The 23,177-nt window shown below is 36.3% G+C and carries 22 protein-coding genes and 1 pseudogene; 13 read left to right on the top strand and 10 right to left on the bottom strand.

Going from position 1 to position 23,177, the window contains the following annotated elements; translation table 11 throughout:
• Positions 1-41 precede the first annotated feature (41 nt).
• Both CXF59_RS12070 and CXF59_RS12065 read left to right on the top strand, forming a co-directional pair.
• Complete coding sequence (locus tag CXF59_RS12070; RefSeq protein WP_101138008.1) at positions 42-578, top strand: 3-hydroxyanthranilate 3,4-dioxygenase; 537 nt, start codon at positions 42-44, stop codon at positions 576-578.
• Between the two features lie 300 nt (positions 579-878).
• Positions 879-2,432, top strand: a complete 1,554-nt coding sequence (locus CXF59_RS12065; protein WP_101138007.1) for an aldehyde dehydrogenase family protein — start codon at positions 879-881, stop codon at positions 2,430-2,432.
• A gap of 84 nt (positions 2,433-2,516) precedes the next feature.
• Here the strand turns inward: CXF59_RS12065 and CXF59_RS12060 are convergent.
• The 5 genes and pseudogenes from CXF59_RS12060 to CXF59_RS12040 form a co-directional block, all read right to left on the bottom strand.
• A pseudogene (locus CXF59_RS12060) lies at positions 2,517-2,995 on the bottom strand (DUF6646 family protein).
• A 65-nt stretch (positions 2,996-3,060) separates the two neighbouring features.
• Positions 3,061-3,786: a metallophosphoesterase gene (locus CXF59_RS12055; protein ID WP_101138006.1), complete on the bottom strand. Its 726-nt coding sequence runs from the start codon at positions 3,784-3,786 to the stop codon at positions 3,061-3,063.
• Positions 3,787-4,515: 729 nt separating this feature from the next.
• On the bottom strand, positions 4,516-5,655 hold the full coding sequence (locus tag CXF59_RS12050; protein WP_101138005.1) for an ATP-binding protein: 1,140 nt from the start codon (positions 5,653-5,655) through the stop codon (positions 4,516-4,518).
• Positions 5,656-5,878: 223 nt separating this feature from the next.
• Entirely contained in the window at positions 5,879-6,631 is a 753-nt protein-coding gene (locus tag CXF59_RS12045) for an SDR family NAD(P)-dependent oxidoreductase (protein WP_101138004.1), read from the bottom strand.
• A gap of 74 nt (positions 6,632-6,705) precedes the next feature.
• Positions 6,706-7,578 carry an aldo/keto reductase family oxidoreductase gene (locus CXF59_RS12040; RefSeq protein ID WP_101138003.1) on the bottom strand — a complete coding sequence of 291 codons (873 nt, stop codon included), beginning with the start codon at positions 7,576-7,578 and terminating at the stop codon, positions 6,706-6,708.
• Positions 7,579-7,790: 212 nt separating this feature from the next.
• On the opposite strand from CXF59_RS12040, the gene CXF59_RS12035 reads away from it, so the two are divergent.
• From CXF59_RS12035 to CXF59_RS12000, 8 genes are all read left to right on the top strand, one after another.
• A complete protein-coding gene (locus tag CXF59_RS12035; protein ID WP_101138002.1) occupies positions 7,791-8,795 on the top strand; it encodes a MoxR family ATPase in 1,005 nt (334 codons plus the stop codon).
• 85 nt (positions 8,796-8,880) lie between these two features.
• Entirely contained in the window at positions 8,881-9,744 is an 864-nt protein-coding gene (locus tag CXF59_RS12030; protein WP_101138001.1) for a DUF58 domain-containing protein, read from the top strand.
• A gap of 55 nt (positions 9,745-9,799) precedes the next feature.
• Positions 9,800-11,431 carry a BatD family protein gene (locus CXF59_RS12025; protein ID WP_101138000.1) on the top strand — a complete coding sequence of 544 codons (1,632 nt, stop codon included), beginning with the start codon at positions 9,800-9,802 and terminating at the stop codon, positions 11,429-11,431.
• A 7-nt stretch (positions 11,432-11,438) separates the two neighbouring features.
• On the top strand, positions 11,439-12,440 hold the full coding sequence (locus CXF59_RS12020; protein ID WP_101137999.1) for a VWA domain-containing protein: 1,002 nt from the start codon (positions 11,439-11,441) through the stop codon (positions 12,438-12,440).
• 144 nt (positions 12,441-12,584) lie between these two features.
• Positions 12,585-13,619: a VWA domain-containing protein gene (locus CXF59_RS12015; RefSeq protein WP_101137998.1), complete on the top strand. Its 1,035-nt coding sequence runs from the start codon at positions 12,585-12,587 to the stop codon at positions 13,617-13,619.
• 52 nt (positions 13,620-13,671) lie between these two features.
• Positions 13,672-14,424 carry a tetratricopeptide repeat protein gene (locus CXF59_RS12010; RefSeq protein WP_101137997.1) on the top strand — a complete coding sequence of 251 codons (753 nt, stop codon included), beginning with the start codon at positions 13,672-13,674 and terminating at the stop codon, positions 14,422-14,424.
• A gap of 89 nt (positions 14,425-14,513) precedes the next feature.
• Positions 14,514-16,262: a BatD family protein gene (locus CXF59_RS12005; protein ID WP_101137996.1), complete on the top strand. Its 1,749-nt coding sequence runs from the start codon at positions 14,514-14,516 to the stop codon at positions 16,260-16,262.
• Positions 16,263-16,301: 39 nt separating this feature from the next.
• Positions 16,302-17,045: a tetratricopeptide repeat protein gene (locus tag CXF59_RS12000; protein ID WP_101137995.1), complete on the top strand. Its 744-nt coding sequence runs from the start codon at positions 16,302-16,304 to the stop codon at positions 17,043-17,045.
• 53 nt (positions 17,046-17,098) lie between these two features.
• On the opposite strand, the gene CXF59_RS11995 is transcribed toward CXF59_RS12000, so the two are convergent.
• On the bottom strand, positions 17,099-17,614 hold the full coding sequence (locus CXF59_RS11995) for a CvpA family protein (protein WP_101137994.1): 516 nt from the start codon (positions 17,612-17,614) through the stop codon (positions 17,099-17,101).
• Between the two features lie 226 nt (positions 17,615-17,840).
• Between CXF59_RS11995 and CXF59_RS11990 the strand changes: the two genes are divergently transcribed.
• From CXF59_RS11990 to CXF59_RS11980, 3 genes are all read left to right on the top strand, one after another.
• Positions 17,841-18,197, top strand: a complete 357-nt coding sequence (locus tag CXF59_RS11990; protein ID WP_101137993.1) for a hypothetical protein — start codon at positions 17,841-17,843, stop codon at positions 18,195-18,197.
• 116 nt (positions 18,198-18,313) lie between these two features.
• Positions 18,314-19,333 carry a phenylalanine--tRNA ligase subunit alpha gene (gene pheS / locus CXF59_RS11985; protein ID WP_101138543.1) on the top strand — a complete coding sequence of 340 codons (1,020 nt, stop codon included), beginning with the start codon at positions 18,314-18,316 and terminating at the stop codon, positions 19,331-19,333.
• Between the two features lie 96 nt (positions 19,334-19,429).
• A complete protein-coding gene (locus CXF59_RS11980) occupies positions 19,430-19,837 on the top strand; it encodes a hypothetical protein (protein WP_101137992.1) in 408 nt (135 codons plus the stop codon).
• A gap of 243 nt (positions 19,838-20,080) precedes the next feature.
• On the opposite strand, the gene CXF59_RS15790 is transcribed toward CXF59_RS11980, so the two are convergent.
• From CXF59_RS15790 to CXF59_RS11965, 4 genes are all read right to left on the bottom strand, one after another.
• On the bottom strand, positions 20,081-20,455 hold the full coding sequence (locus CXF59_RS15790) for a DUF6503 family protein (RefSeq protein WP_369828562.1): 375 nt from the start codon (positions 20,453-20,455) through the stop codon (positions 20,081-20,083).
• 17 nt (positions 20,456-20,472) lie between these two features.
• On the bottom strand, positions 20,473-20,619 hold the full coding sequence (locus tag CXF59_RS15785; protein WP_369828561.1) for a hypothetical protein: 147 nt from the start codon (positions 20,617-20,619) through the stop codon (positions 20,473-20,475).
• A gap of 107 nt (positions 20,620-20,726) precedes the next feature.
• Positions 20,727-21,722 (bottom strand): NAD(P)H-dependent glycerol-3-phosphate dehydrogenase, encoded by a 996-nt coding sequence (locus CXF59_RS11970; RefSeq protein WP_101137991.1) that lies wholly within the window; start codon positions 21,720-21,722, stop codon positions 20,727-20,729.
• Between the two features lie 297 nt (positions 21,723-22,019).
• Entirely contained in the window at positions 22,020-23,177 is a 1,158-nt protein-coding gene (locus CXF59_RS11965) for an iron-containing alcohol dehydrogenase (protein ID WP_101137990.1), read from the bottom strand.

Below are 23,177 nucleotides of genomic sequence, written 5' to 3'. Positions count from 1 at the left end.
TAGTAACTTAGCGCAACATTAATTTTAATAACTCGCATAAAATGGCAATTTCAAAACCTTTCAACCTTACTAAATGGATTGATGAAAACCGTCAATTGCTGAAACCGCCTGTTGGGAATAAAAATTTATATACCGATTCCGCTGATTATATTGTAATGGTTGTCGCGGGTCCAAATGCGCGAAAAGATTTTCATTACAATGAGACTGAAGAATTGTTTTATCAACTTGAGGGTTCTATAACAATCATCACTCAAGAAAATGGAGAACGCAATGTGTTAGAGCTTCATGCAGGTGATATGTATCTGCACCCTGCAAAAATACCGCATTCCCCTTCCCGTTCAGAGGGTTCAATAGGCTTGGTGATTGAACGAAAAAGAGCAGGGCAGGGCTACACTGACGGTTTACTTTGGTTTTGTGAGAACTGCAACCATAAACTACATGAGGTATATTTTGAGCTAAACGACATCGAAAAAGATTTTCTACCTCATTTTAAAAATTTTTACGAGTCGCTGGCGTTGAGAACCTGCGTAAAATGTGGAACAGTTATGGAAACCGACTCTCGGTTTACGGATAAATAGTAATTAATTAGAAGGTATCCTTTTAATTATTTGGAGCTATTTCCCGCTGTCCGTTATATCCATGGCGTTATTGCTTCGTCCGTCGCAATAATACCATGGGATGCCACTTCCATCGGGGCTATGAAATCAAGGGCATAAACCTATATTTTTTCAAGCGAGAAGAATTGCAGAAAAGAAGCGGTGTTTAGAAGGTACTCCCTATTCTTAAAGATATTTTATAAGGTGATTTTTGTATAATAAGTCTTTAAACAATATCTTTACAAAAATAATAATATAACAATTTATAACAAATAAGTTACAATGATAACAATAGCAAATCAATTCGGAATGAAAGAGGCTTTGGCACAATTGGGCATAAAGGACATAAATGAAGGAACTTCAACAGGATTAAATCATTTTTCAAATGGAGCAATCCTTGAAAGTTATTCTCCTGTAGATGGTCAATTGATAGCGAAAGTTAAAACTTCTACAGCGGCAGATTACGAGAAAGTAATGGAGTCCGCTACCGAAGCTTTCAAAACATTCAGATTGATGCCGGCACCGCAACGTGGTGAAATCGTACGTCAGTTTGGAGAGAAATTACGTGAAAATAAAGAAGCTTTAGGTAAATTGGTTTCTTACGAAATGGGGAAATCATTACAAGAAGGATATGGTGAAGTTCAGGAAATGATCGACATCTGTGATTTTGCAGTGGGTCTTTCTCGTCAATTACACGGATTAACGATGCACTCTGAACGTCCACAGCACAGAATGTATGAGCAGTATCACTCCTTGGGAGTTGTCGGGATTATCTCAGCGTTTAATTTTCCGGTAGCGGTTTGGGCTTGGAATACAGCTTTAGCTTGGATAGCTGGTGATGTTTGCGTTTGGAAACCATCAGAAAAGGTACCGTTGTGCGGAATTGCTTGTCAAAACATAATTGCTGAAGTAATTAAAGAAAATAACCTTCCAGAAGGAATTTCCTGTTTGATCAACGGAGATTATAAAGTGGGAGAAATGATGACTAATGACAAACGTGTACCGTTAATTTCTGCAACAGGTTCTATTCGTATGGGTAAAATCGTTGCTCAAACTGTAGCCGGTCGTTTGGGAAGATCATTATTGGAATTAGGTGGAAACAATGCAATCATCGTTACACCGGATGCTGATATTAAAATGACCGTTATTGGTGCTGTTTTTGGAGCTGTGGGAACTGCAGGACAAAGATGTACTTCAACACGTCGTTTAATTATTCATGAAAGCATTTACGATAAAGTTAAAGATGCTGTTGTTGCAGCTTACAAGCAGTTAAGCATCGGAAATCCATTAGACGAAAACAATCACGTTGGACCGCTAATCGATACGGATGCAGTCGCAATGTACAATAGTGCGTTGACTAGAGTAGTGGAAGAAGGTGGAAAAATCCTTGTTGAAGGTGGTGTTCTTTCAGGAGAAGGGTACGAAAGTGGATGTTACGTGAAACCTGCAATTGCAGAGGCGGAAAATTCATTTGAAATCGTACAACACGAAACTTTTGCTCCAGTATTGTATTTATTGAAATATTCGGGAACAGTAGAAAATGCGCTTGAACTTCAAAACGGAGTGGCTCAAGGATTATCATCTGCGATTATGACTAACAATTTAAGAGAAGCAGAACATTTCTTATCTGTTGCAGGGTCTGATTGTGGTATTGCCAATGTAAACATCGGAACTTCCGGTGCTGAAATCGGTGGTGCTTTTGGTGGTGAAAAAGAAACTGGTGGAGGACGTGAGTCGGGTTCAGATGCATGGAAAGTGTATATGCGTCGTCAAACCAACACGATTAATTACGGAACTTCCTTGCCTTTGGCACAAGGAATTAAATTTGACTTGTAGTACATAGAAGACATAAACTAAAAAAGGCAATTTGAAATTTTCAAATTGCCTTTTTTATTGTAAAAATGTAGTAATTCGTTTGTGCTACAAATTAAATGATGCTCCAATATTTAGAACAAACTGATTGTTTAAACGGTCAAATCCACTTGTGTTTTTGTCGTATTTAGCTATCGGTACGCCAGCTTCACCAAATAATCCAAAACCATCGGTAAAGAAATAACGGAAACCAAGATGTGCGCCAAAGTTATGCAGACCTAAATCCAAGCCCGGATAAATATCCATGTTTGGTTCCATTTTCAATACATTCCCTATATTAGCATTAAATCGTGCTTTCAAATCTACCCGTTGTGCAAAATCCGGAATGTTTCCAAACTCGTCCTCGTTAACCGACAATAAATAGTTAGCGGTCAGTCCCAAGGACATGTTTTACCAATACCGAAATCAGAAGATAAAAAGATACCTGTTCCTACGTCTTGGGTATTTAAACCTACTTGACCTTTAACATCTCTATTTCCCTTGAAGGCGTGCGCGCTTGTAAGCCAAACGGACGACAGTAATAACAATGTGATTACTTTTTCATATTTATAGATATTTTAAAACTATTCGGAAAAAATTAACGTATTAAATTTTAATTCCTTCCCTTTTCGTCAAAATACAAAGTGCTCAAGGGCTCGCTTTGCCAGAATTCTTTTGTGTCCACATCCAGTATGGTCAAAGGTCCTTTAAAAGCGGCTCCTGTATCTATATTCCAGACACAAGCCATCTGGACGGGTTCGGTTTTACCAATTCGGGTCACAGGGGTGTGGCCTATATAGATTTCGTCATACAGAGTCAATCGTTTCGGATAGAGTAAATCGTTGGGTTTGATACTTCGGTCTAATGACAGAGCAGTTTCCCACAAGGTTCTGTCCCAGTAAAATAATTTTGGAAAGAATTCATAAGCAACCCCATTCATGTTCGTGAATCCGGCATGAACAAAAAGCCGACTTTTTTTATCTAAATAGTAGTCTTTTAACGAAAGTAAAAAGTCAACATGCAATTGTTTTGTAACGGCATCTACTTTTTCATAAGCAAGTACAGTTGCTTCGCCACCATGCTTGTACCACATAAGATTGTCTTTGCTGTCTTTTAACCAGTGCAATAATAATTCATCATGATTGCCTCGGATAAAGACGCAGCTGTTTGTAGTATTCAATTCAATTAAATAATCAAGGACCTGTGGAGATTGACTCCAGCCATCAACGTAATCCCCTAAAAAAATCAGAGTGTCTTCTGCAGTAACTTTGGCTCTTTCCATGATTTGGTGTAGTGCACGTAAGCCTCCGTGTATGTCACCTATAACTAATGTTCTCATTTTGTGTATTGTCAATCGCGATTACAAAAAAACAGCAACAGTGTTGTTTTTCTAATCCATAAAAATAAGTAAAAGAGTTGGGAAGTGATAATTTTTAATTAATTTTTTACCTTAAAATTAATTAGAACGGCAAATAGTATGAGAAATAAAAGAGCTTTGATTGTGTTTGTAATGTTTTATTTAAGTCTAATAGTTCACAACCGGTGCAACCCTATCGGTCGGTCTCATGGGATAATCGTATAAAAAGCAATAAGTGGAGAAGATTATTTTGTAGAAAAAGGGTGCCTCAAATTTGAGGGTAGTTGGATTGAAGGGACGAGCGGAATATGTTGTCGATTTGTTTTTTAAAGTGTTGGTTTTGAAATAAAAAGGTTGATTTTGTATTACAGAAATATCACTACTTTTAGTGATTGTTTACTCTGTTTTTTTTCGTTAATTTTACAAAAACAAATCTTCAAGCAATGAATACACTTATCGTCTTATCGCTTTTAATTATTCGAATTATTACCAGCTTCATCAATGACCTTTTTGTTGCCGCTTGTCATTTTTAACACACAGCAGTAGAAGGAACTTCTTTTTAAAGGAACATCGCTAGTGTTAATGTTTTCCTATGTTTTTTGGTATTTTTTTTTCAAATTCAGACGGGCTTCGAGAGCACTCAGCAATTCTGAGCGCAAGTTTTTAAGCCAAGGTATGATTCGTTGGTTGACTTATGCGGACTTAAATTTTTTAGTGTACGTCGTACTTCATCTTTCTCAAAATCCGCATCGCTTCTTTAAAAGATAAATAAATTTGGGGAAAAGGCTTTAAGAGGGGCTTGGCTTCCACCAGTTTTCCTTTGGCATCATCAAATCCGTTGAGGTAACAGATCATGAATGTCGAGGGTACATTTTCAAGGTCCTTGTGTTCACTCACAGTTAATGTCAGTCCTTTTTTTAGTTTTGCCAGCAAAGCAAGATTCGAATTGTAAATGTGATATAGCATTTTTTGGCTGAATTCTGGTGGTTGGAAAAGCATCTCGTTTTCTATTTTGTAATACCCATTTTCATAAAAACAGATGGTTTGTTTCTCCAAGGGATAATAACTCGTTTTATCGTTCAGGCCCAAAGAGAGATATTCAATAATAGTAAAAGTATCCTCATCGTAAGTAATGGTAACCACATCTTGATCGGAATAAAACAATTTAATTTGCTCATTGATCAGTTCAATGTCGACACGTGACAAAAACGTTTTGTCTCGTACTTTTTTTGGAGTTCCTGCCCAGCAAATAACAAATAATTCTTTGAATACTTTGTACTCCGGTGCCATGTCTTTGTGGCGAAAATTCATGAAATCAAATACGCCATCTAGGGTGTATTTGATGTTGTTTCTGGCATTATTCTCAATCCCGATTACGGTTTCCGAGTTTTGAAAATTCTTTTTAATTTTCTCTTCTGTCGGCATCGTGTTACTGCCGTGTCTAATAAATACACTATTGATTGGAATAGTATGAATTCCTTTTTTAAAGTAGGAGGTGTTGTTTTTTGGTTTTACGGTTACTAATCCAATTACTTTGTCTTTTGGTAAGTTTGGGAAAGGGACATTTTCATATTGAATTTTGGGTGGGTTTTCTAAATAGGCATTCACTAAGTTCTGAATGTGGCTGTCATCAAAAAAATCCACTCCCACTATTTCATTGTCTTGATCTTCGACGCCTACTACAATATAGGAATTATTGGCAGGGTTGGAATTTGATAAGGCGCAAATGTGTTTTAAAAACTTTGCTTTTCCTTCACGAGTGTGCAAGTTTAACTGGCGCTTTTTGTCATAAAAGCTACTCTCATCATTTTGAGCGAGCAGATTTTTAATTAAAAGGCGCTTGTTGATCATTTAGGTTACGGTTATTACTTATTGACCCGTAGGCTGAAAACATTTAAAAATTAAAACACATAGAAACAGAGCAAAAAGAAGGACTCTATAGTTTGTCCGGCCTTTGGTATCTATTTACAAAGCTATGTTCTACTTCAAAAAAAAGTGAAACTCCTACAAAAACTACAATATAAGCTTTGTTGCTATGTGTTTAAAAAAACTAATTACTCTATAATGCGTTGCTTTAATCTTTTTTTATAATCGTAGAAGAAGCTTGTGCAGTACTCATTACGACTAAATCGGCAATATTGACATGATACGGTCTCGATACTACAAAGTGAATAATATCGGCAATATCTTCTGGTTGCAAGGGTGTGAACCCTTGGTACACTTTTTCCGCTCTATCCGTATCTCCTTTAAAACGCACTTCACTAAACTCAGTTTGTACCATTCCAGGATGGATTGCACCCACTCTTATTCCGAACGGATTTAAATCCATTCGCATGCCTTGATTTAGAGCATCAACTGCATGTTTTGTAGCACAATATACATTACCGTTTGGATATACTTCTTTTGCGGCAGTGGAACCGATATTGATAATATGGCCTGATTTTCTTTCAATCATTTGGGGGATTATGGCTTTCGAAACATACAACAATCCTTTTACGTTAATATCGATCATAGCATCCCAATCGTCTAAATCACCAGTTTGAATGGGATCCAAGCCATGCGCATTGCCCGCATTGTTAATAAGAATATCGATTGTAGAAAACGCTTCAGGTAAAGAAGCGATGCTTTCTGAAACGGCTTTTTTATCGCGTACATCAAAAAGTAAAGTATGTACCGCGGTCAGTTTTGAAAGTTCTTTTGAAAGTTCGGCCATTCGGTCTTCGCGTCTTCCGCAAAGGATAATTTTGTAGTTATTTTTCGCTAAGATTTCGGCGGTTGCTTTACCGATTCCGCTAGTCGCACCGGTTATTAGGGCTGTTTTAGTCATGGTTTATTGTTTCTGTCGAAATCATTACTATTGGATTTCATTGTTACTTTTTTAGAATTGCAATTGCACTCAATTTAAGGTACATCTTCGCCCATGCTTTCTGCCCAGATGGCAAACCAATCTTCTTTTTCAAGGTCTAGTTCGACTGCTTTCATCAACGACTGTATCCTGGCGATATTTACCGTACCTGCAATAGGAAGCACTTTGGCCGGATGTTGTAAAACCCAAGCGAGTAAAATCGTATCGGCACCTAGATGGTATTTTGAAACTAATGTTGCCAATATTTTCTTCAATCGATGGGTTTGAGGAATATCTTTTCTGAAAACAAATCCTAAAGGGTTCCAAGACATTGGGCGAATATTATTCAGTTGCATATAATCAAAACTTCCATCAACCATAGGTTCAAAATTCGTAGCCGAAAATTGTACCTGATTGTAGCTGATTTCTGTTTTTTGACGAATCAATTCGGTTTGGGAACTAGTAAAATTAGAGAGTCCAAAGTCAAGTATTTTTCCCTCTGATTTTAGTTTTTCCACCGCTTCGGCAATTTCATCCGACTGCATCAACGGACTCGGTCTGTGCAACAAAAATACATCTAAATAATCAGTCTTTAAATTCTTTAACGATTGTTCAACTGACCAGATAATGTGTGACTTAGAGTAGTCGTAATGTTTGATTTTGTTATCTCGGTTTTCAGCCAGCATTTGGATCCCACATTTGGATATCAGTTGCATTTTTTCTCGGGCTATTTTGCTGGAAGCAAATGCTTTTCCGAAATCAGCTTCAGTGGTGTAAGAACCATAAATATCGGCATGGTCAAAGGTGGTGATTTTGTTTTCTAAACAGATATGAATCATGTTTAGCATTTCTTTTAAAGTTAGGTTTTTATCCCAAACTCCCCAATTCATAGTGCCTGCAATAATAGGCGATAATGTCGTTTTGTTCATGGTTTTTATTTTTTACTGAAACTCGTATTTTTCTTAATTCAAAGTATATTTTTCAAAGTTCTTAAAAATATAAAAATTGTATCATAATTCATCCTTAAAATTAGCGCTTTATTCGAAGTTTTAACCATTTTTTAACATCTTACCTCTAAAAAATAATTCAATTTGCACTCTCAAATATAAGGCATTAAAATCAAGGTTTTAAATAAAACGATATGGAAGAAAATACATCGACTTTAGACATTAGAGCAATCAATGAAAAAATAGAAAGAGAGAGCGCATTTATCGATCTCTTGACAATGGAAATGAATAAAGTGATTGTGGGTCAAAAGCACATGATTGAAAGATTGTTGATTGGACTTCTTGGACAAGGACATATTTTACTGGAAGGTGTTCCGGGATTAGCAAAAACATTAGCCATAAACACACTTGCCCAGGCGGTACACGGATCGTTCAGTAGAATACAGTTTACACCGGATTTATTGCCGGCAGATGTTGTGGGAACAATGATTTACAACATTAAACAAAATGAATTCTCCATAAAAAAAGGGCCTATTTTTGCCAATTTCGTTTTAGCAGATGAGATTAACCGTGCGCCAGCTAAAGTGCAGTCTGCGTTATTAGAAGCGATGCAGGAAAAACAAGTAACTATTGGTGATACTACTTTTAAACTGGACAGACCTTTCTTGGTATTGGCAACTCAAAACCCAATTGAACAAGAAGGAACCTACCAGCTCCCGGAAGCACAGGTCGATCGTTTTATGTTGAAAACGGTTATTGACTACCCTAAAATGGATGAAGAGCGCATGGTCGTTCGTCAAAACTTAAAAGGAAGCTACGAGAAAGTAAATCAAGTCGTTTCGGTAGAACAAATTCTACGCGCACAGGAAGCGGTTCGCGAAGTGTACATGGACGAAAAAATCGAGAAATACATACTTGATATTATTTTTGCAACCCGTTACCCAGAAAAATATAAACTGGCCGACTTGAAACCCTTAATCAGTTTTGGAGCTTCTCCGCGGGGAAGTATCAATTTAGCCAATGCTGCCAAATGTTATGCTTTTATAAAACGTCGTGGTTATGTAATTCCAGAAGATGTTCGCGCCGTTGTTCACGATGTATTGCGCCACAGAATTGGTATAACGTATGAAGCAGAAGCGGAAAACATTACTTCTGTTGATATTATCAATAAAATCATAAATGAAGTAGAGGTGCCTTAAATTTAGTTTGCAGTATAGAGTCGCAGTTTCAGTTTTTACAATACTGGTCACTGGGACTGATTACTGGGACTGATAACTAAAGAAGATGGATACAAAAGAGCTTTTAAAAAAAGTACGAAAAATAGAGATTAAAACCCGAAGATTGAGTGATCATATCTTTTCAGGGGAATACCACACTTCATTCAAGGGACGGGGGATGACTTTCAGTGAAGTACGACAATACCAATATGGGGATGATATTCGTGCTATTGATTGGAATGTTACAGCACGTTACAATGAAGCCCACGTAAAGGTCTTCGAAGAAGAGCGCGAATTGACCATGATGCTAATGGTAGATATCTCAGGATCGGAAAGTTTTGGTTCTAAAAACCAATTCAAAAAAGATATTGTTACGGAGATTGCCGCTACTATGGCTTTTTCGGCAACACAGAATAATGACAAAATAGGGTTGATTTTATTTTCAGACCAAATTGAGTTATACATTCCACCAAAGAAAGGACGGTCACACGTTTTGCGGATCATTCGTGAATTGATAGAGTTTGAACCTAAAAGCCTTAAAACCGATATTGCTCAAGCTTTAAAATTTTTATCTAGCACCCAGAAAAAGAAAGCGATTGTATTTGTTATCTCTGATTTCATGGCGGAGGATTATGAGCATACGTTGAAGATCGCAGCCAAAAAACATGACATCACAGGAATTCGAGTGTATGACATTCGGGAACAAAAAATGCCGGATATGGGTATGGTGTCGATGCTCGATGCTGAAACAGGGGAAACGCAATTAATTGATACCGGTTCAAAAACAGTTCGATTCAATTACGAGAAACACTATAATGAAAAATTAAATTATTTCAAGGAAACATTCAGTAAGTCAGGTTCCGGGGTGGTAAACACCAGGGTTGACGAAAGTTATGTGACCAAATTATTAAGCTATTTTAAATCGAGATAGAAGCCCCTCTCCCGCCTCCGGAAAGTGGAGGAGATTATAGGGGAAAACATAAAAAATGAAGAAAAACATATACCTACTAATTTTGCTTTTTTCCACTTCTATTTTTGCCCAGCAAAAGCGAGTGATGACTAGCATAGATACGACTAAGAACAAAATTGGCGCAGAGTTTAAATTGACGGTGAAAACGTCGGTGGACACTTTGTCTAAAGTTGATTTTCCAAATCTCAAAAACATCGGGGCTCTAGAAGTAATTCGGTCTTATCCCATAGACACGGTCAAAAATAATGATCGTTATGAATTAATCAAGAAATACGGATTAACACAGTTTGATTCCGGAAAATATACGATTCCGAGTATAAAGATTTTCATCAACAGCAAAACGTATTTGACAGATTCAATTTCGGTTGAAGTTGCCAATGTTGAAGTGGATACTTTAAAACAAAAGATGTATGATATTAAAGACATCGTTCCGGTAAAGGATTCTATAGGTGACTGGTGGAAATACCTTTTGATAGTAGCGCTTATTCTTGGAATTGGAGCATTAGTGTATTGGTTTGTTAAAAGACAACAAAAGAAAAAGATTGAAGAAGAGGTGTACAAAACACCGATAGAAAAAGCGACCAGCTTACTAAATACCTTAGAACAAAAAGAGCTTTGGCAAAAAGGAGAAGTGAAGGCCTACTATAGCGAATTGACGGATATTGCCCGTAATTACATTGAAGAGGCAATAGATATTCCAGCTATGGAAAGTACTACTTCCGAGTTAATTCTTGGTCTTAGAGCGGCCTCCGTGAGAAAGAAAATGACGGTTTCACAGGAGACCATAGAGAACCTGGAGCGCGTTTTAAAACAAGCCGATTTAGTAAAATTTGCCAAATCTAAACCCTTAGATTACGAAATTACAGAGGATCGAAATAAACTACAAAAAGCAATTCTCACATTGGACAGTTCTATTCCTGTAGAAATCGAAATCGAAGAGGATGCTTTACTGAATGAAGTACAAAAACAAAAACAGATCCAAATTCAATTAAAGAAAAAGAGAAGTAAGCGCATTCTTATTGCAGTAGCTTCCGTTCTTTTCTTATTGTTAGCAACGACTACTTATTTTATTGCGACCAAAGGATTTGACTATGTAAAAGATACTATAATTGGGCATCCAACAAAAGAATTACTCGAGGGAGAATGGATAATAAGTACCTATGGAAACCCTGGGGTTGCCATTGAAACTCCGAAAGTGCTTAAAAGAATTGATTTAACGAAATCGCTTCCCAAAAATGGATTGCAACTGGTTAAAGAAATGCAATCTTTTGCCTATGGTAGTTTTATGGATAACTTTTACTTGATGGTTTCGACCATTAAATACAAGCAAGAAGCGGAAATTGATTTGAAGAAATCAATGGAAGTTACCTTGCAGACATTGGAATCGCAAGGGGCGCAAAATATGATTGTGAAACAAGAGGATTTTGATACTAAAGAAGGGGTAAGTGGTTTAAAATCATACGGGACTTTTTCGAGATTCAATATCGATTCTAAAAGCAGTGAAAAGCTGTATTATGAAGTGGTGTTATTTAGTCAAGAAGGCGGATTACAACAAATCATGATTTTCCATGAAGAAGGGGATTCGTATGCGAATGAAATATCAGATCGAGTTTTGAGCTCTGTCGAATTAATACAAGTAAGTAAGTAAGTAAGTAATGGGAAATATCACATTTTTAAATCCTGAGTTTTTCTGGTTGTTTCTTTTGATTCCAATTGCTATAGTTTGGCTGGTTTTGAAAAGAAACCATCAATCAGCAACTTTAAAAATAAGTTCAATTAAGGGGTTTAAATATTCGGAATCTTTATTGGCAAAGCTGAAGCCTTATTTGAGCGTATTAAGATTAGTTGCATTGAGTTCTTTGATTGTGGCTATGGCTAGACCCAGAACGGTTGACATAAGCAATAAAACAAAAACAACAAAAGGGATAGATATCGTTATGGCAGTCGATGTATCAGGGAGTATGCTTGCCAAAGATTTGAAACCTAACAGGATGGAAGCGTTGAAAAGAGTGGCGGCTGACTTTGCTGATGAAAGACCCAATGACAGAATAGGACTTGTTGTTTATGCTTCTGAAGCCTATACAAAAACACCGGTCACCAGTGATAAAGCTGTTGTTCTGGAGGCCATCAAAAGTATAAAATACGATAATGTTTTACAGGACGGGACCGGAATAGGGATGGGATTGGCAACAGCGGTAAACCGCTTGAAAGATAGTAAAGCTAAGAGTAAAGTGATTATCCTGCTAACAGACGGGGTGAATAATGCAGGTTTTATTGAACCGGAAACGGCGGCAGATATCGCAAAACAATATGGTATAAAAGTATATACCATAGGTATTGGAACAAATGGAATGGCAGAGTTTCCATACGCGGTGGGTCCAAACGGTCAGTTTTTATTCCAAATGATGAAAGTTGAAATTGATGAAAAACTAATGAAAAGTATCGCCAATAAAACGGAAGGGCGCTATTTTAGAGCAACAAGTAACAGTAAACTAGCTGAGATTTACGGCGAAATCAATAAATTAGAAACAACCGAAATTGAGGAGTTAAAATTCTATGACTATGATGAGAAATACAGGCCTTTTGTTTGGCTTGCCGGTTTTTTAATATTAGCCGAAATTGGGTTGAGGAACACGGTTTACAGAAGTTTTATATAGGACTTTCCCCCCAGCCCCCTCCGAAGGATAGAATGACTGGATGTGAAAACTGGAATTTAATTGAAGAGTAACTATTACTAATTTGCTTAGAAGAGAAAAGTGAATGATTACCACTTTTTGGGAACTGCAAACTGAATACTAAAAATGGAATTAGACGAAATAAAATATTTATACTTACTTTTTATATTGCCGGTAGTGGTGGTATTATTTCTTTTCAATTTCTATTGGAAAAGAAAAAAGCAACGCGAATTTGGGGATTTAGAATTGGTAAAGAAACTTAGTCCGGAACGTTCTGTTTTTAAACCTATTTTTAAATTGGTTGCGATTATTTTAGCTTTGACAGGATTGATTTTTGGATTGGTAAATCCAAAAATTGGAACTAAAATGGAGACGGTAAAACGAGAAGGGATTGATATCGTTTTTGCGATGGATGTCTCCAAAAGTATGCTTGCCGAAGATGTTGCTCCAAGCCGATTAGAAAAAAGCAAGCAGATTGTTTCGCAAATAATTAATGAATTAGGAAATGACAGAATAGGGATTGTGGCGTATGCAGGTAGTGCTTTTCCGGTGCTGCCCATTACCACTGATTACAGTGTGGCAAAAATGTTTTTGCAAAGTATGAACACCGAAATGGTGTCTTCTCAAGGAACATCGTTAGATGAAGCTATAAAACTGTCTTCAACCTATTTTGACGACAAGAGCAAAACGAGTAAGTTGCTGATTCTGATTTCTGACGGAGAAGACCATTCTGAAGGTGCCCAAGCAGCGGCAGAAGAAGCGAATAAGCAGGGAATGAGAATCATTACGATAGGTATAGGAACCGAAAAAGGAGGGACTATTCCTTTAAAGAAAAACGGCGTCGTAGCAAGTTATCAAAGAGACAATAATGATGAGGTTGTTGTAACAAAATTAAACCGTGCCAGTCTGGAGACAATTGCTAAAGCGACCAAAGGAGGCTATATCAATGGGAATAACACGAAGGAAGTGCTAGCATACATTAAGGGCTCGTTAGACAATATTCAAAAAACTGAATTTGAGTCTACGCAAATGGCTGATTTTCAATCGCAGTTTCAATGGTTTCTTGGATTCGCATTTGTTTTGTTGTTTTTGGATCTGTTTTTGTTTGAAAAGAAAACGAACTGGGTAAGGAAGTTGAATTTATTTAACGAAGAAAAATAAATGTCTGTTCCTTCAGGGTTGAACCTGTAAGGAGTAGCATAATTTAATAAAAATGAAGAATTTTAAAAAATACATATTTACTGCTTTCTCACTTCTCCTTTTAGGGCTGGGAGGTGTATCTGCGCAAGAGAAAGATAAAAGTTTACCTAAGGCAAATGAGGAATATGCAGACAATAAATTTGCTGATGCAGAAGCCAACTATAGGATTTCAAATTCAAAATTCCCGAACAGAACTGTTGCGCCTTACAATTTAGGAAACGCCATTTACAAACAGAACCAAGCGTCTGAAGCTAAATTTGCTTATGCAAAAGCAATTAAAAACACTAAGTCAAGAGCTCAAAAACACAAAGCCTATCATAATTTAGGGAATGTGTTTATGAAAGAAAAAAATTATACGCAAGCCGTCGAAGCCTATAAAGACGCCCTGCGCAACAAACCTTCGGATGAGGAAACAAGATACAATTACGCATTGGCAAAAAAGATGTTGAAAGAAAATCCGCCTAAGGACGACAAAAAGGATAAGGATAAAAAAGACAAAGACAAAGACAAAGACAAAAAAGATCAGGACAAGAAAGATAAGGATAAGAAGGACGACAAGGGCGATGACAAGGACAAGGATAAAAAAGACGGGAAGAACAAGGATGATAAACCCGAAGATCAGCAAAAACCAAAACCGGGCGGGATTTCTAAGCAACGATTAGAAAATCTTTTGGATGCAGTTAACAATGAGGAAAAGAAAATTCAAGATAAAGTGAATGCCCAAAAAGTAAAAGGAAAACCAACACAAACCGAAAAAGATTGGTAATTCAGGTTTGTTTGTTGGAGTACTTAAGGTACAGTTGTAAAAAAGAGGATAAAATAAATCCGAAAGTAAAGATAAGGATTGAATAAAAGATGAAGAGATATTTAATTTTAATACTGTTTAGTTTTCAAGGACTTTTAGCTCAAGTACAATTTGACGCTAAAGTGAGTAAAACCACGCTCGGATTGAACGAAAGACTGCGGGTTGATTTTGCTATGAACATTGATGGCGATAACTTTAACCAACCTTCTTTTGAGGGATTCAGGATTATTGCAGGACCCAGTCAACAAGTGAGTCAGTCATGGGTTAACGGAAGAAGTAGTTTTGAAAAGGTATACTCTTATTATCTTGTACCCAATCAAAAAGGAAATCTTACGATCAAGCAGGCTACTATTGAATACAATGGACAGGTATATAAAACCGATCCGGTAAAAATAAATGTCACCGCTGCCGTTGAGCAACCTAGAGACCCTAATGATAGCAGCATTTCAGTAGATGATAATTTGTATTTAATTGCTGATATTTCTAAGATAAATCCTTATGTAAATGAGCCCATAACGGTGGTTTATAAATTGTATTTCAGTAATAATATTGGGATAAGCAATTTTAGAGAACTCAACAAACCCAAATATAATGATTTTTGGAGTCAAAACATTGAGATTAAACAATTGACTGCCGAAGAAGGAATGTTTAAAGGGGAGAATTATCGTTATATAGTTCTTAAAAAAGCAGTTTTATATCCGCAAAAATCAGGTAAATTAACCATCGAGCCGCTATCATTAGATATCGATGTGCAGTTGCCTACGAATCGAAGAGATGTTTATGGTCGTGTTGTCATTGCTGAGGATAGTAAAAGAGTATCTGCAGGTTCTAAAACGATTAATGTAAGAGCACTTCCTGAAGCAGGAAAGCCACTTGATTTTTCAGGTGCTGTAGGGAATTTTGATTTCAAAGTGACACCCACAAAAACGAGTCTTAAAAACGGGGAGAGTCTTGATTTGATTGTAAGCGTTACGGGAAAAGGGAACATGAAGTTATTCAGTTTACCTAAGCCAGTTGTCCCAAATGCATTAGAAATGTATGATGCAGTTCATAGTGAAAATGTGAATACCTCATTGTCGGGAACGTCAGGGAAAATTTCTGACAGTTACACTATTATACCACAGTACAAAGGAAATTACCCTGTAAAAGCAATGGAATTTTCTTATTTTGACCCTAGGTCGGGGAAATACAAAACCATAAATGCTCCAGAGGTTATGGTGACTGTTTTAGACGGCCCCACAGCTAATAATGCAACTGCTTCGAATTCAGAAAACGGTAAAAATAAAATTTTAGATACAGAGCAATTCAAGTTTATCAAGTTGAAAACAAATCTGGTGGCGGTTGCTGAAGATGATTTTCTTGGTTCTATGTTGTTCTATGGATTATTGTTTCTTCCTTTTTTGATGCTGCCGGTAATTGTATTGCTTAAGAAGAAAAAAGAAGCCATTGACGGAGATGTAGTAGGGAATAGGATAAGAAGAAACAACAAGCTGGCAAAGAAATATTTATCGCAAGCCAAAAAACAAATTAATAATAAAGAACCGTTTTATGTAGCCCTTGAGAAAGCAATGCACAACTTTTTGAAAGCTAAATTACATATTGAAACTTCAGAAATGAGTAAAGATAATATCAAAGTACTCTTGTTGACTAGGAATGCAAATCCTGCGGCAGTGGATGATTTTATCGCGCTGACTGAGAATTGTGAAATTGCTAGATACGCTCCTTCATCCAGTGCTACCATCCAAAAAGATTATGATAAAGCAGTATCGATAATTTCTGATTTGGAAAAGCAGATATAACAATGGACAATAAATAATTTGTAATTGACCCTACTCGAAATGAAGAATATTTTTTATATATTATTACTTACAACTCAAGTTTTCTTTGCCCAAAGCGGCTTTGAAACCGGGAATGCTTTGTACAAAACGGGGAAATACGAGCAAGCCATAGATGCTTATGCAAGTGTATTGAAAACAAACCAGCATTCTTCAGAATTGTATTTTAACCTCGGGAACTGTTATTATAAATTGAATAAAGTGGCACCGGCTATTTATAGCTATGAGAAGGCCTTAGTGCTTAGTCCCAATGATAGGGAGGTCTTAAATAACCTTAAATTTGCCCAAAAACGAACTATTGATGAAGTAAAAGTAATCCCAAAAGTAGGATTTGGAAAGCTGCTTCGTGATTTCACCGGAATTCACCATTACAATACCTGGGCGTGGATTGCGGTTGTATCGGCAATTTCGTTTTTATTGGTTTTTTTAGGCTATTATTTTTCAGAAACTACGGTTGTCAAAAGAATTGCGTTTTTTGTAATGTTTGCACTTATTTTTGTTATTCTGATTGTGATTTCAGCGGCCATTTTTGAAAAAAGCCATTACGATAGTGAAAAACCGGCGATTGTTTTTGCCGAAATTGCAGAGGTAAGAAGCGAGCCACAAAAAGCAAGTTCCGCTATTTTTATGCTTCATGAAGGGGCGAAAGTCTACGTTGAAGAAAAGGTGGACAGTTGGAAAAAAGTCCAGTTAACGGATGGCACGGAAGGTTGGATTGAAAGTGATGCCATCAGGGAAGTGAAGTAGGTTATAGTTTAGTCTGCCGCTTTTTGGTGTTCAAATATTTTAAGAAACGAACACTATTCTGACTTACTGGTTTCTTTGAAATCATTATACCACTTTTCTAATGAGGGATAAATGTATTTTGAGACTTCTTGAATGGGATTGTAAAAGATTGAATTATTGAGCGTCTCTTCTTTCGCAATCATATTGTTTACATTAATTTTCTGAAAAAGATTAATCACAATGCTTAAAAGCAAAATGGTTTTTAGAATACTAAAAGCACCTCCAGCCAGTTTATTGAATATACCCAAGAACGCAAAGTCCATAATCCCGGTCAGTACTTTTGCCAATAGATGAACGGCTACTACCACAGCTACAAAAGTGAGGCCAAAAGCGATGATTTCAATATATTTTGGTGACCAGGAAACGTGATTGGCAAGCATTGCTCTTACCATATAGGAGCATTTTATTGCGATGTAGATTCCTAAAATAAGTGAAATCAAGGAAGCCAGTTCAATAAAAAGCCCATTTTTCATGCCTTTGAATAAAGCGTAAAGAAGTAATGCACCTAAAACAATATCTAAAAAACTCATAGTTAAAGAATAAAGAGAATAGAGCAAAGATAAAAGAATAAAGAAAATAGAGAGAGGAACAAAGAGAAAAGAAAGCAAAAGAGCAAAATCATTAAAAGATTAAAGAAAATAGAGAATAGAAAATCCCGAAGTCAAAAACGTAGTTCCTATCTTTGCCAAAATTAAATTTTTAAAACTCAAAGGATGAAGTCTTTTATCTTTATTCTTTATTCTATTTCCTAAATAAATGTCAAGAGACAATCAACTTAAAGAACGCTGGGAACAGCTTGTAAACATACTTTCCAATCAATTTTCACAAGGAGAAGACCTAGATTTAGATGCTATCATTTATTTGATTGGGGTCCAGGAACTCGGGAAAGTACATCGTGAATACAAAAAAGACGAGAAATTAAACCTGATGCATATTGCGATTTGCCGATTATTAGAGCCTTACGGATTCTATGAATTCGAATTTTTTGATGAAGACGGTTGGCCGCATTATAGTGTCAAAGAGGAGTTGCCAACGCTTAAAGCGGGAGAGCAATCCGTGTTAATGAAAGAAGCTATCGTAAGTTATTTTATCGAAAGAGAGTTGATATCTTAAACAATATTCTGTATTCAGTAACAGTTTTCACTCAATATTACTGAAAACTGCGACTGCGACTGTATACTTAGTAAATAAAAAAAGCTTAAATTTGCACTCTCAATTATTGGATGAAAATGATAGACAAGATAAAAGAATATATTGGGGAAGCGCAAGCATTCTCTACGCAAGATAAAGCAGAATTAGAGGCCTTTAGAATTAAGTTTCTTGGTAGTAAAGGACTTTTGAAAGAACTTTTTGCCGAGTTTAAGAATGTTCCTAATGACCAAAAAAAGGAATTTGGACAGGTAATTAATTTGTTAAAATCCTCTGCAGAAGAAAAAGTAAAAAGCATTCAGGAAGTTTTTGAAAGCAAAGAAGAAACTAAAGGTTTTTACGGTGATTTGACGCGTTCGTCTGAACCGGTAACTATTGGTTCCCGTCACCCTATTTCATTAGTAAAAAACCAGATTATAGATATTTTTTCTAATATTGGTTTCAATGTTTCAGAAGGGCCGGAAATCGAAGATGACTGGCATAATTTTACAGCATTAAACCTTCCGGAATACCATCCGGCACGTGACATGCAAGACACCTTTTTCATCCAGACTGATCCAGATATTTTGTTGCGTACACACACTTCATCTGTACAGGTGCGTTACATGGAGGAAAATAAGCCACCTATTAGAACGATTTCTCCGGGAAGAGTTTTTCGTAACGAGGCCGTTTCATCCCGCTCTCACTGTATATTTCACCAAGTAGAAGGCTTGTACATTGACAAAGATGTTTCTTTTGCCGACTTGAAACAAACTTTATTGCATTTTACTAAAGAGATGTTTGGTAAATCAAAAATACGCTTGCGGCCCTCTTATTTTCCGTTCACGGAACCTAGTGCGGAAATTGATATTTATTGGGGTTTAAAAACCGAAACAGATTATAGAATTACCAAAGGAACCGGTTGGTTAGAAATTGGTGGTTGTGGTATGGTAGATCCTAATGTCCTTAAAAATTGCGACATCGATCCAGAAGAATACACTGGTTTCGCCTTCGGAATGGGAATTGAAAGAATCGCCATGTTGAACTATCAAATTGGTGATATTCGTATGTTTTATGAAAATGACATTCGTTTCTTAGAGCAATTTAAAGCCACTATTTAAAATTTAAAAAAGCCCTTAGTCTTTATTCAATCGTAATTTTTTTTGCGCTACAGACTTAGTACTAAAAACTAAGGACCAATCACTTATACCAAAAACATGAAAGCAGATATTATTATCCCTGAAGTAGAGAACGTTTTCGTAGCTGCAGTCCAAGAATGGAGTGACGACTTTATGGAAAAAGTATGGTATGCTTATTTAGTGAATGACAGTGATTTTCTTATCGAAAGTGTGATGGTTGTTTCTAAAGCATTTGGAACGATCGATGGTGAAATGAAAAAAACATCATTGTTGCGCCATGCCTTTGTGGAAGTACCTCCAGTTTCGGTTGTAAAAATAGAAATGTTAGAAAAAAGCGTTTTAGTGTTGAACAATGAGTTCATGGTTACTTTTTTTATCGGAGATAAATTACACGATAAGAAATTTATATTTAAAGCGGATTCCATCAACTTAGCTGCGATAGAAGAAGTGCCTATTTTGTTTGTTGACGGAATTATCGTGAGATAAAGATTTCCTGAATTATTATAAAAAAAAGCAGCTACACCTTTATTTTAAAAAGGGATAGCTGCTTTTTATTTTTCACTTCTAAAAAATAGTGTGCATTTTTTTATAAATCGGTAACCTTGTTCAAGGTGTCTGTAGCTAAATAACTTTCGTCTTTGTTGATGTACTAGGCCCTAACTTTGGGTATTTTGATTCCAGAAAAATTTTCTTCGTCACTTAGAAGGATATGTTCGCCATCATTTTTAGTTACATCATGGTAAAACTGGTATACTTTAAAGCATAAGTTTTTGGGTCAAAATAAAAATACCAGGAATCTTTGCCGATACCCTCGTCGTATTTGACTTTTAAGACGAGATATTCCTTACCCAAAAAATCTTTTCTTTTTACCGCTGAATTAATAATGGTTCCGGACTCTTTAAGCTTCATGGGTAACCCGTACAAGTAAGTATAGTAGTTTTCCATCAATTGAGCTCGTGCTTCGGTAAGATTAAAAGTTTTCACTTCCTCATCGGTAAACTCCTTTTTACCATCCAGGCTAAACATGGATTTACCATTACTTACGACGTATTCGACTGCTCGGCCATTTTTAACCGTACTAAGTTTAAAATACTGATGAGTCAAATCAATACTTATTTCACTTAACCGCTCATTACCTTTGGTCCTTTCATGCCTAAGGAAAGTTTGCCTTTAAATTGATCCCAGTTGCCTTTTGGGTCGTGGTAATGGATTGCTTTTTCCAATAATTGTTCTCCGCTAATCTCTTGAGCGGAAGCGTTGCAAAACATTAAAAAACAGAATAAAAGATAGTTCTGCTAACGAAAGCAATGCTTGTTTTAGGAAAAGAGATTGTCATATTATTTAGGGACTGAATTAAAAGAATAGGAAATCTTGTTTAATCGAGTTTATCCGTCAATTTCTTGAAAACGGCTCTGGCATCTTTTCCTTCATATAAAATCTCATAAACAGCATCTATAATAGGCGTTTTTGCGCCGTAGCCCTGATTGAGTTTGTAAGCGCTTTTCGTGGCGTAGTACCCTTCAGAAACCATGCTCATTTCCATCATGGCGCTTTTTACCGTATAGCCCTTTCCAATCATGTTTCCGAACATCCTGTTTCTTGAAAAAACAGAGTATCCGGTTACCAATAAATCACCCAAATAGGCCGAATCATTTATGTTACGCTTCATTTTATGGACCTTCTTGATGAATTTTTTCATCTCCCGAATTCCATTACTCATCAATACGGATTGGAAATTATCTCCATAGCCCAAACCGTGCGCTATCCCTGCTGCTATGGCATAAATATTTTTAAGCATCGCCGCATATTCAGTTCCTATGATATCATCAGTAATCTTCGTTTTAATATAATTTCCTGATAGATGTGCTGCGACTACTTTTGCTTTCTCGGCATCGCCGCAAGCAATGGTTAAATAGGATAAACGCTCTAAGGCTACTTCTTCAGCGTGGCATGGACCTGTAATTACGCCGATGTTATGATAAGGGATGTCATATTTAAAGTGAAAATGCTCTCCTACAATCATACTCGTTTCAGGAACGATTCCTTTGATAGCAGAAAAGATTACTTTGTCTTGCAGAGAAACAGTCAATTTTTCTAATTCTCCATTTAAAAAAGCGGAGGGTATGGCGAAGATAATATAATCAGCACTGGCAACTGCTTCATTAATATCGCTTGTTATTTTTAGCTTTTTTGTATCAAATTCAACGGAACTCAAATAATTCGGATTGTGTTTATACTTTTTTATATGTGCAATCGCTGGTTCATTTCGCATATACCACGAAACTTCAGAAAGATTTACGCATAACATTTTTGTTATCGCTGTTGCCCAACTTCCACCACCAATAACTGCAAATTTTATTTTTCCGCTCATCTGTTTATTAAATTTAATCAAAAGTACTTAAAAATGGATTGATTAAACAAAAAATAAGTGTTCATACTGTAGGCTTTGTTATTAAAAAAAAGCATGAAATTATAAAAATAGAAAATATTTTATAATTTCATGCAATATAGATATTTTTTTAACGTTGTAACTTGCTATCAGTTAAGTTATTTAGCATATTATGAGATTTGAATTAGTTAGTTTTGTTTTGGTGTTAGCAAAAAAGGCGTCCTAGAATTTAATTCAAGAACGCCTTTTTATTGTTAGTTGGTTTTTCACCATTTCAAGCTAGTAACTCATTTCAACGATAGCTTTCACTTTATCTAATGTGACGTTTTGCTTTTCTCCTAAACCTTTCCAGCCTCTTTCGTCAAAACGATTAACAATAAAATCAGCGGTTTTATCATAGTCTTTTGTGTAATCAGATAATTTAGTATCCATTCCCATTGTGTGGAAAAATTCAACTGTTTTATTGATTGCCTCGTTTGCGATTTCATCGTCAGTTCCGGTTAAATTGAAAATACGTTTTCCGTATTGTGCCAATTTTTCTTTTTTGGTTTCAAACATTACTTTGTATAAGCTTGGTGCGATAACAGCCAAGGTACGCGCATGATCGATTCCGTACATAGCAGTCAATTCATGACCGATCATATGTGTTGCCCAGTCGCTAGGTACGCCTTTTTGGATCAATCCGTTTAACGCCATAGTACAACTCCACATAAAGTTAGATGCTAAAGCATAATCTTTTGGGTTTTCTACCACTTTAGGACCAACTTCGATTAAGGTTTGTAGAATTCCTTCTGCAATTCTATCCTGTAAATATCCTTCATGAGGATATGTTAAGTATTGTTCCATCACGTGAGTGTAGGCATCAACCACACCATTTTGCAATTGTCTTTTTGGTAAAGATTGAATTACTGTTGGATCAGTTATAGAGAATTTAGGAAACAAAGCAGAACCACCAAACGCTAGTTTTTCTTTCGTAGCTTCAATAGTAACTACAGCGCCAGAATTCATTTCGCTTCCTGTAGCTGGTAAAGTTAATACAGTTCCAAAAGGCACTGCATTTTCTTTAATTAAGATACGTTTTTGCAAAATTTCGATTGGGTCACCCTTGTAGTTAACGGCTCCAGAAATAAATTTTACACCGTCAATTACGGATCCACCACCTACTGCAAGAATAAAATCTATTTTTTGTTCTTTAACAATAGCAACCGCTTTCATTAAAGTTTCAAAATGTGGATTAGCTTCAATACCTGAAAATTCGACGATTTCGTGTCCTTGAAGGTTATTGATTACCTGTTCGTGAATTCCGTTTTTAAAGATGCTTCCGCCTCCGTAAGCCAATAATATCTTAGCTCCTTTTGGTACAAGTTCGCCTAGTTTTTCTATTTGTCCCTTACCGAATACAAGATTGGTTGGGTTATATAGTTCAAAGTTTAACAT

The sequence above is a fragment of the Flavobacterium sp. ALD4 genome, from assembly GCF_002836475.1.
Taxonomy (GTDB): Bacteria; Bacteroidota; Bacteroidia; order Flavobacteriales; family Flavobacteriaceae; genus Flavobacterium.
The sequence above is the reverse complement of the archived record's forward strand: the minus strand, read 5'-3'. Positions and strand labels throughout refer to the sequence as shown.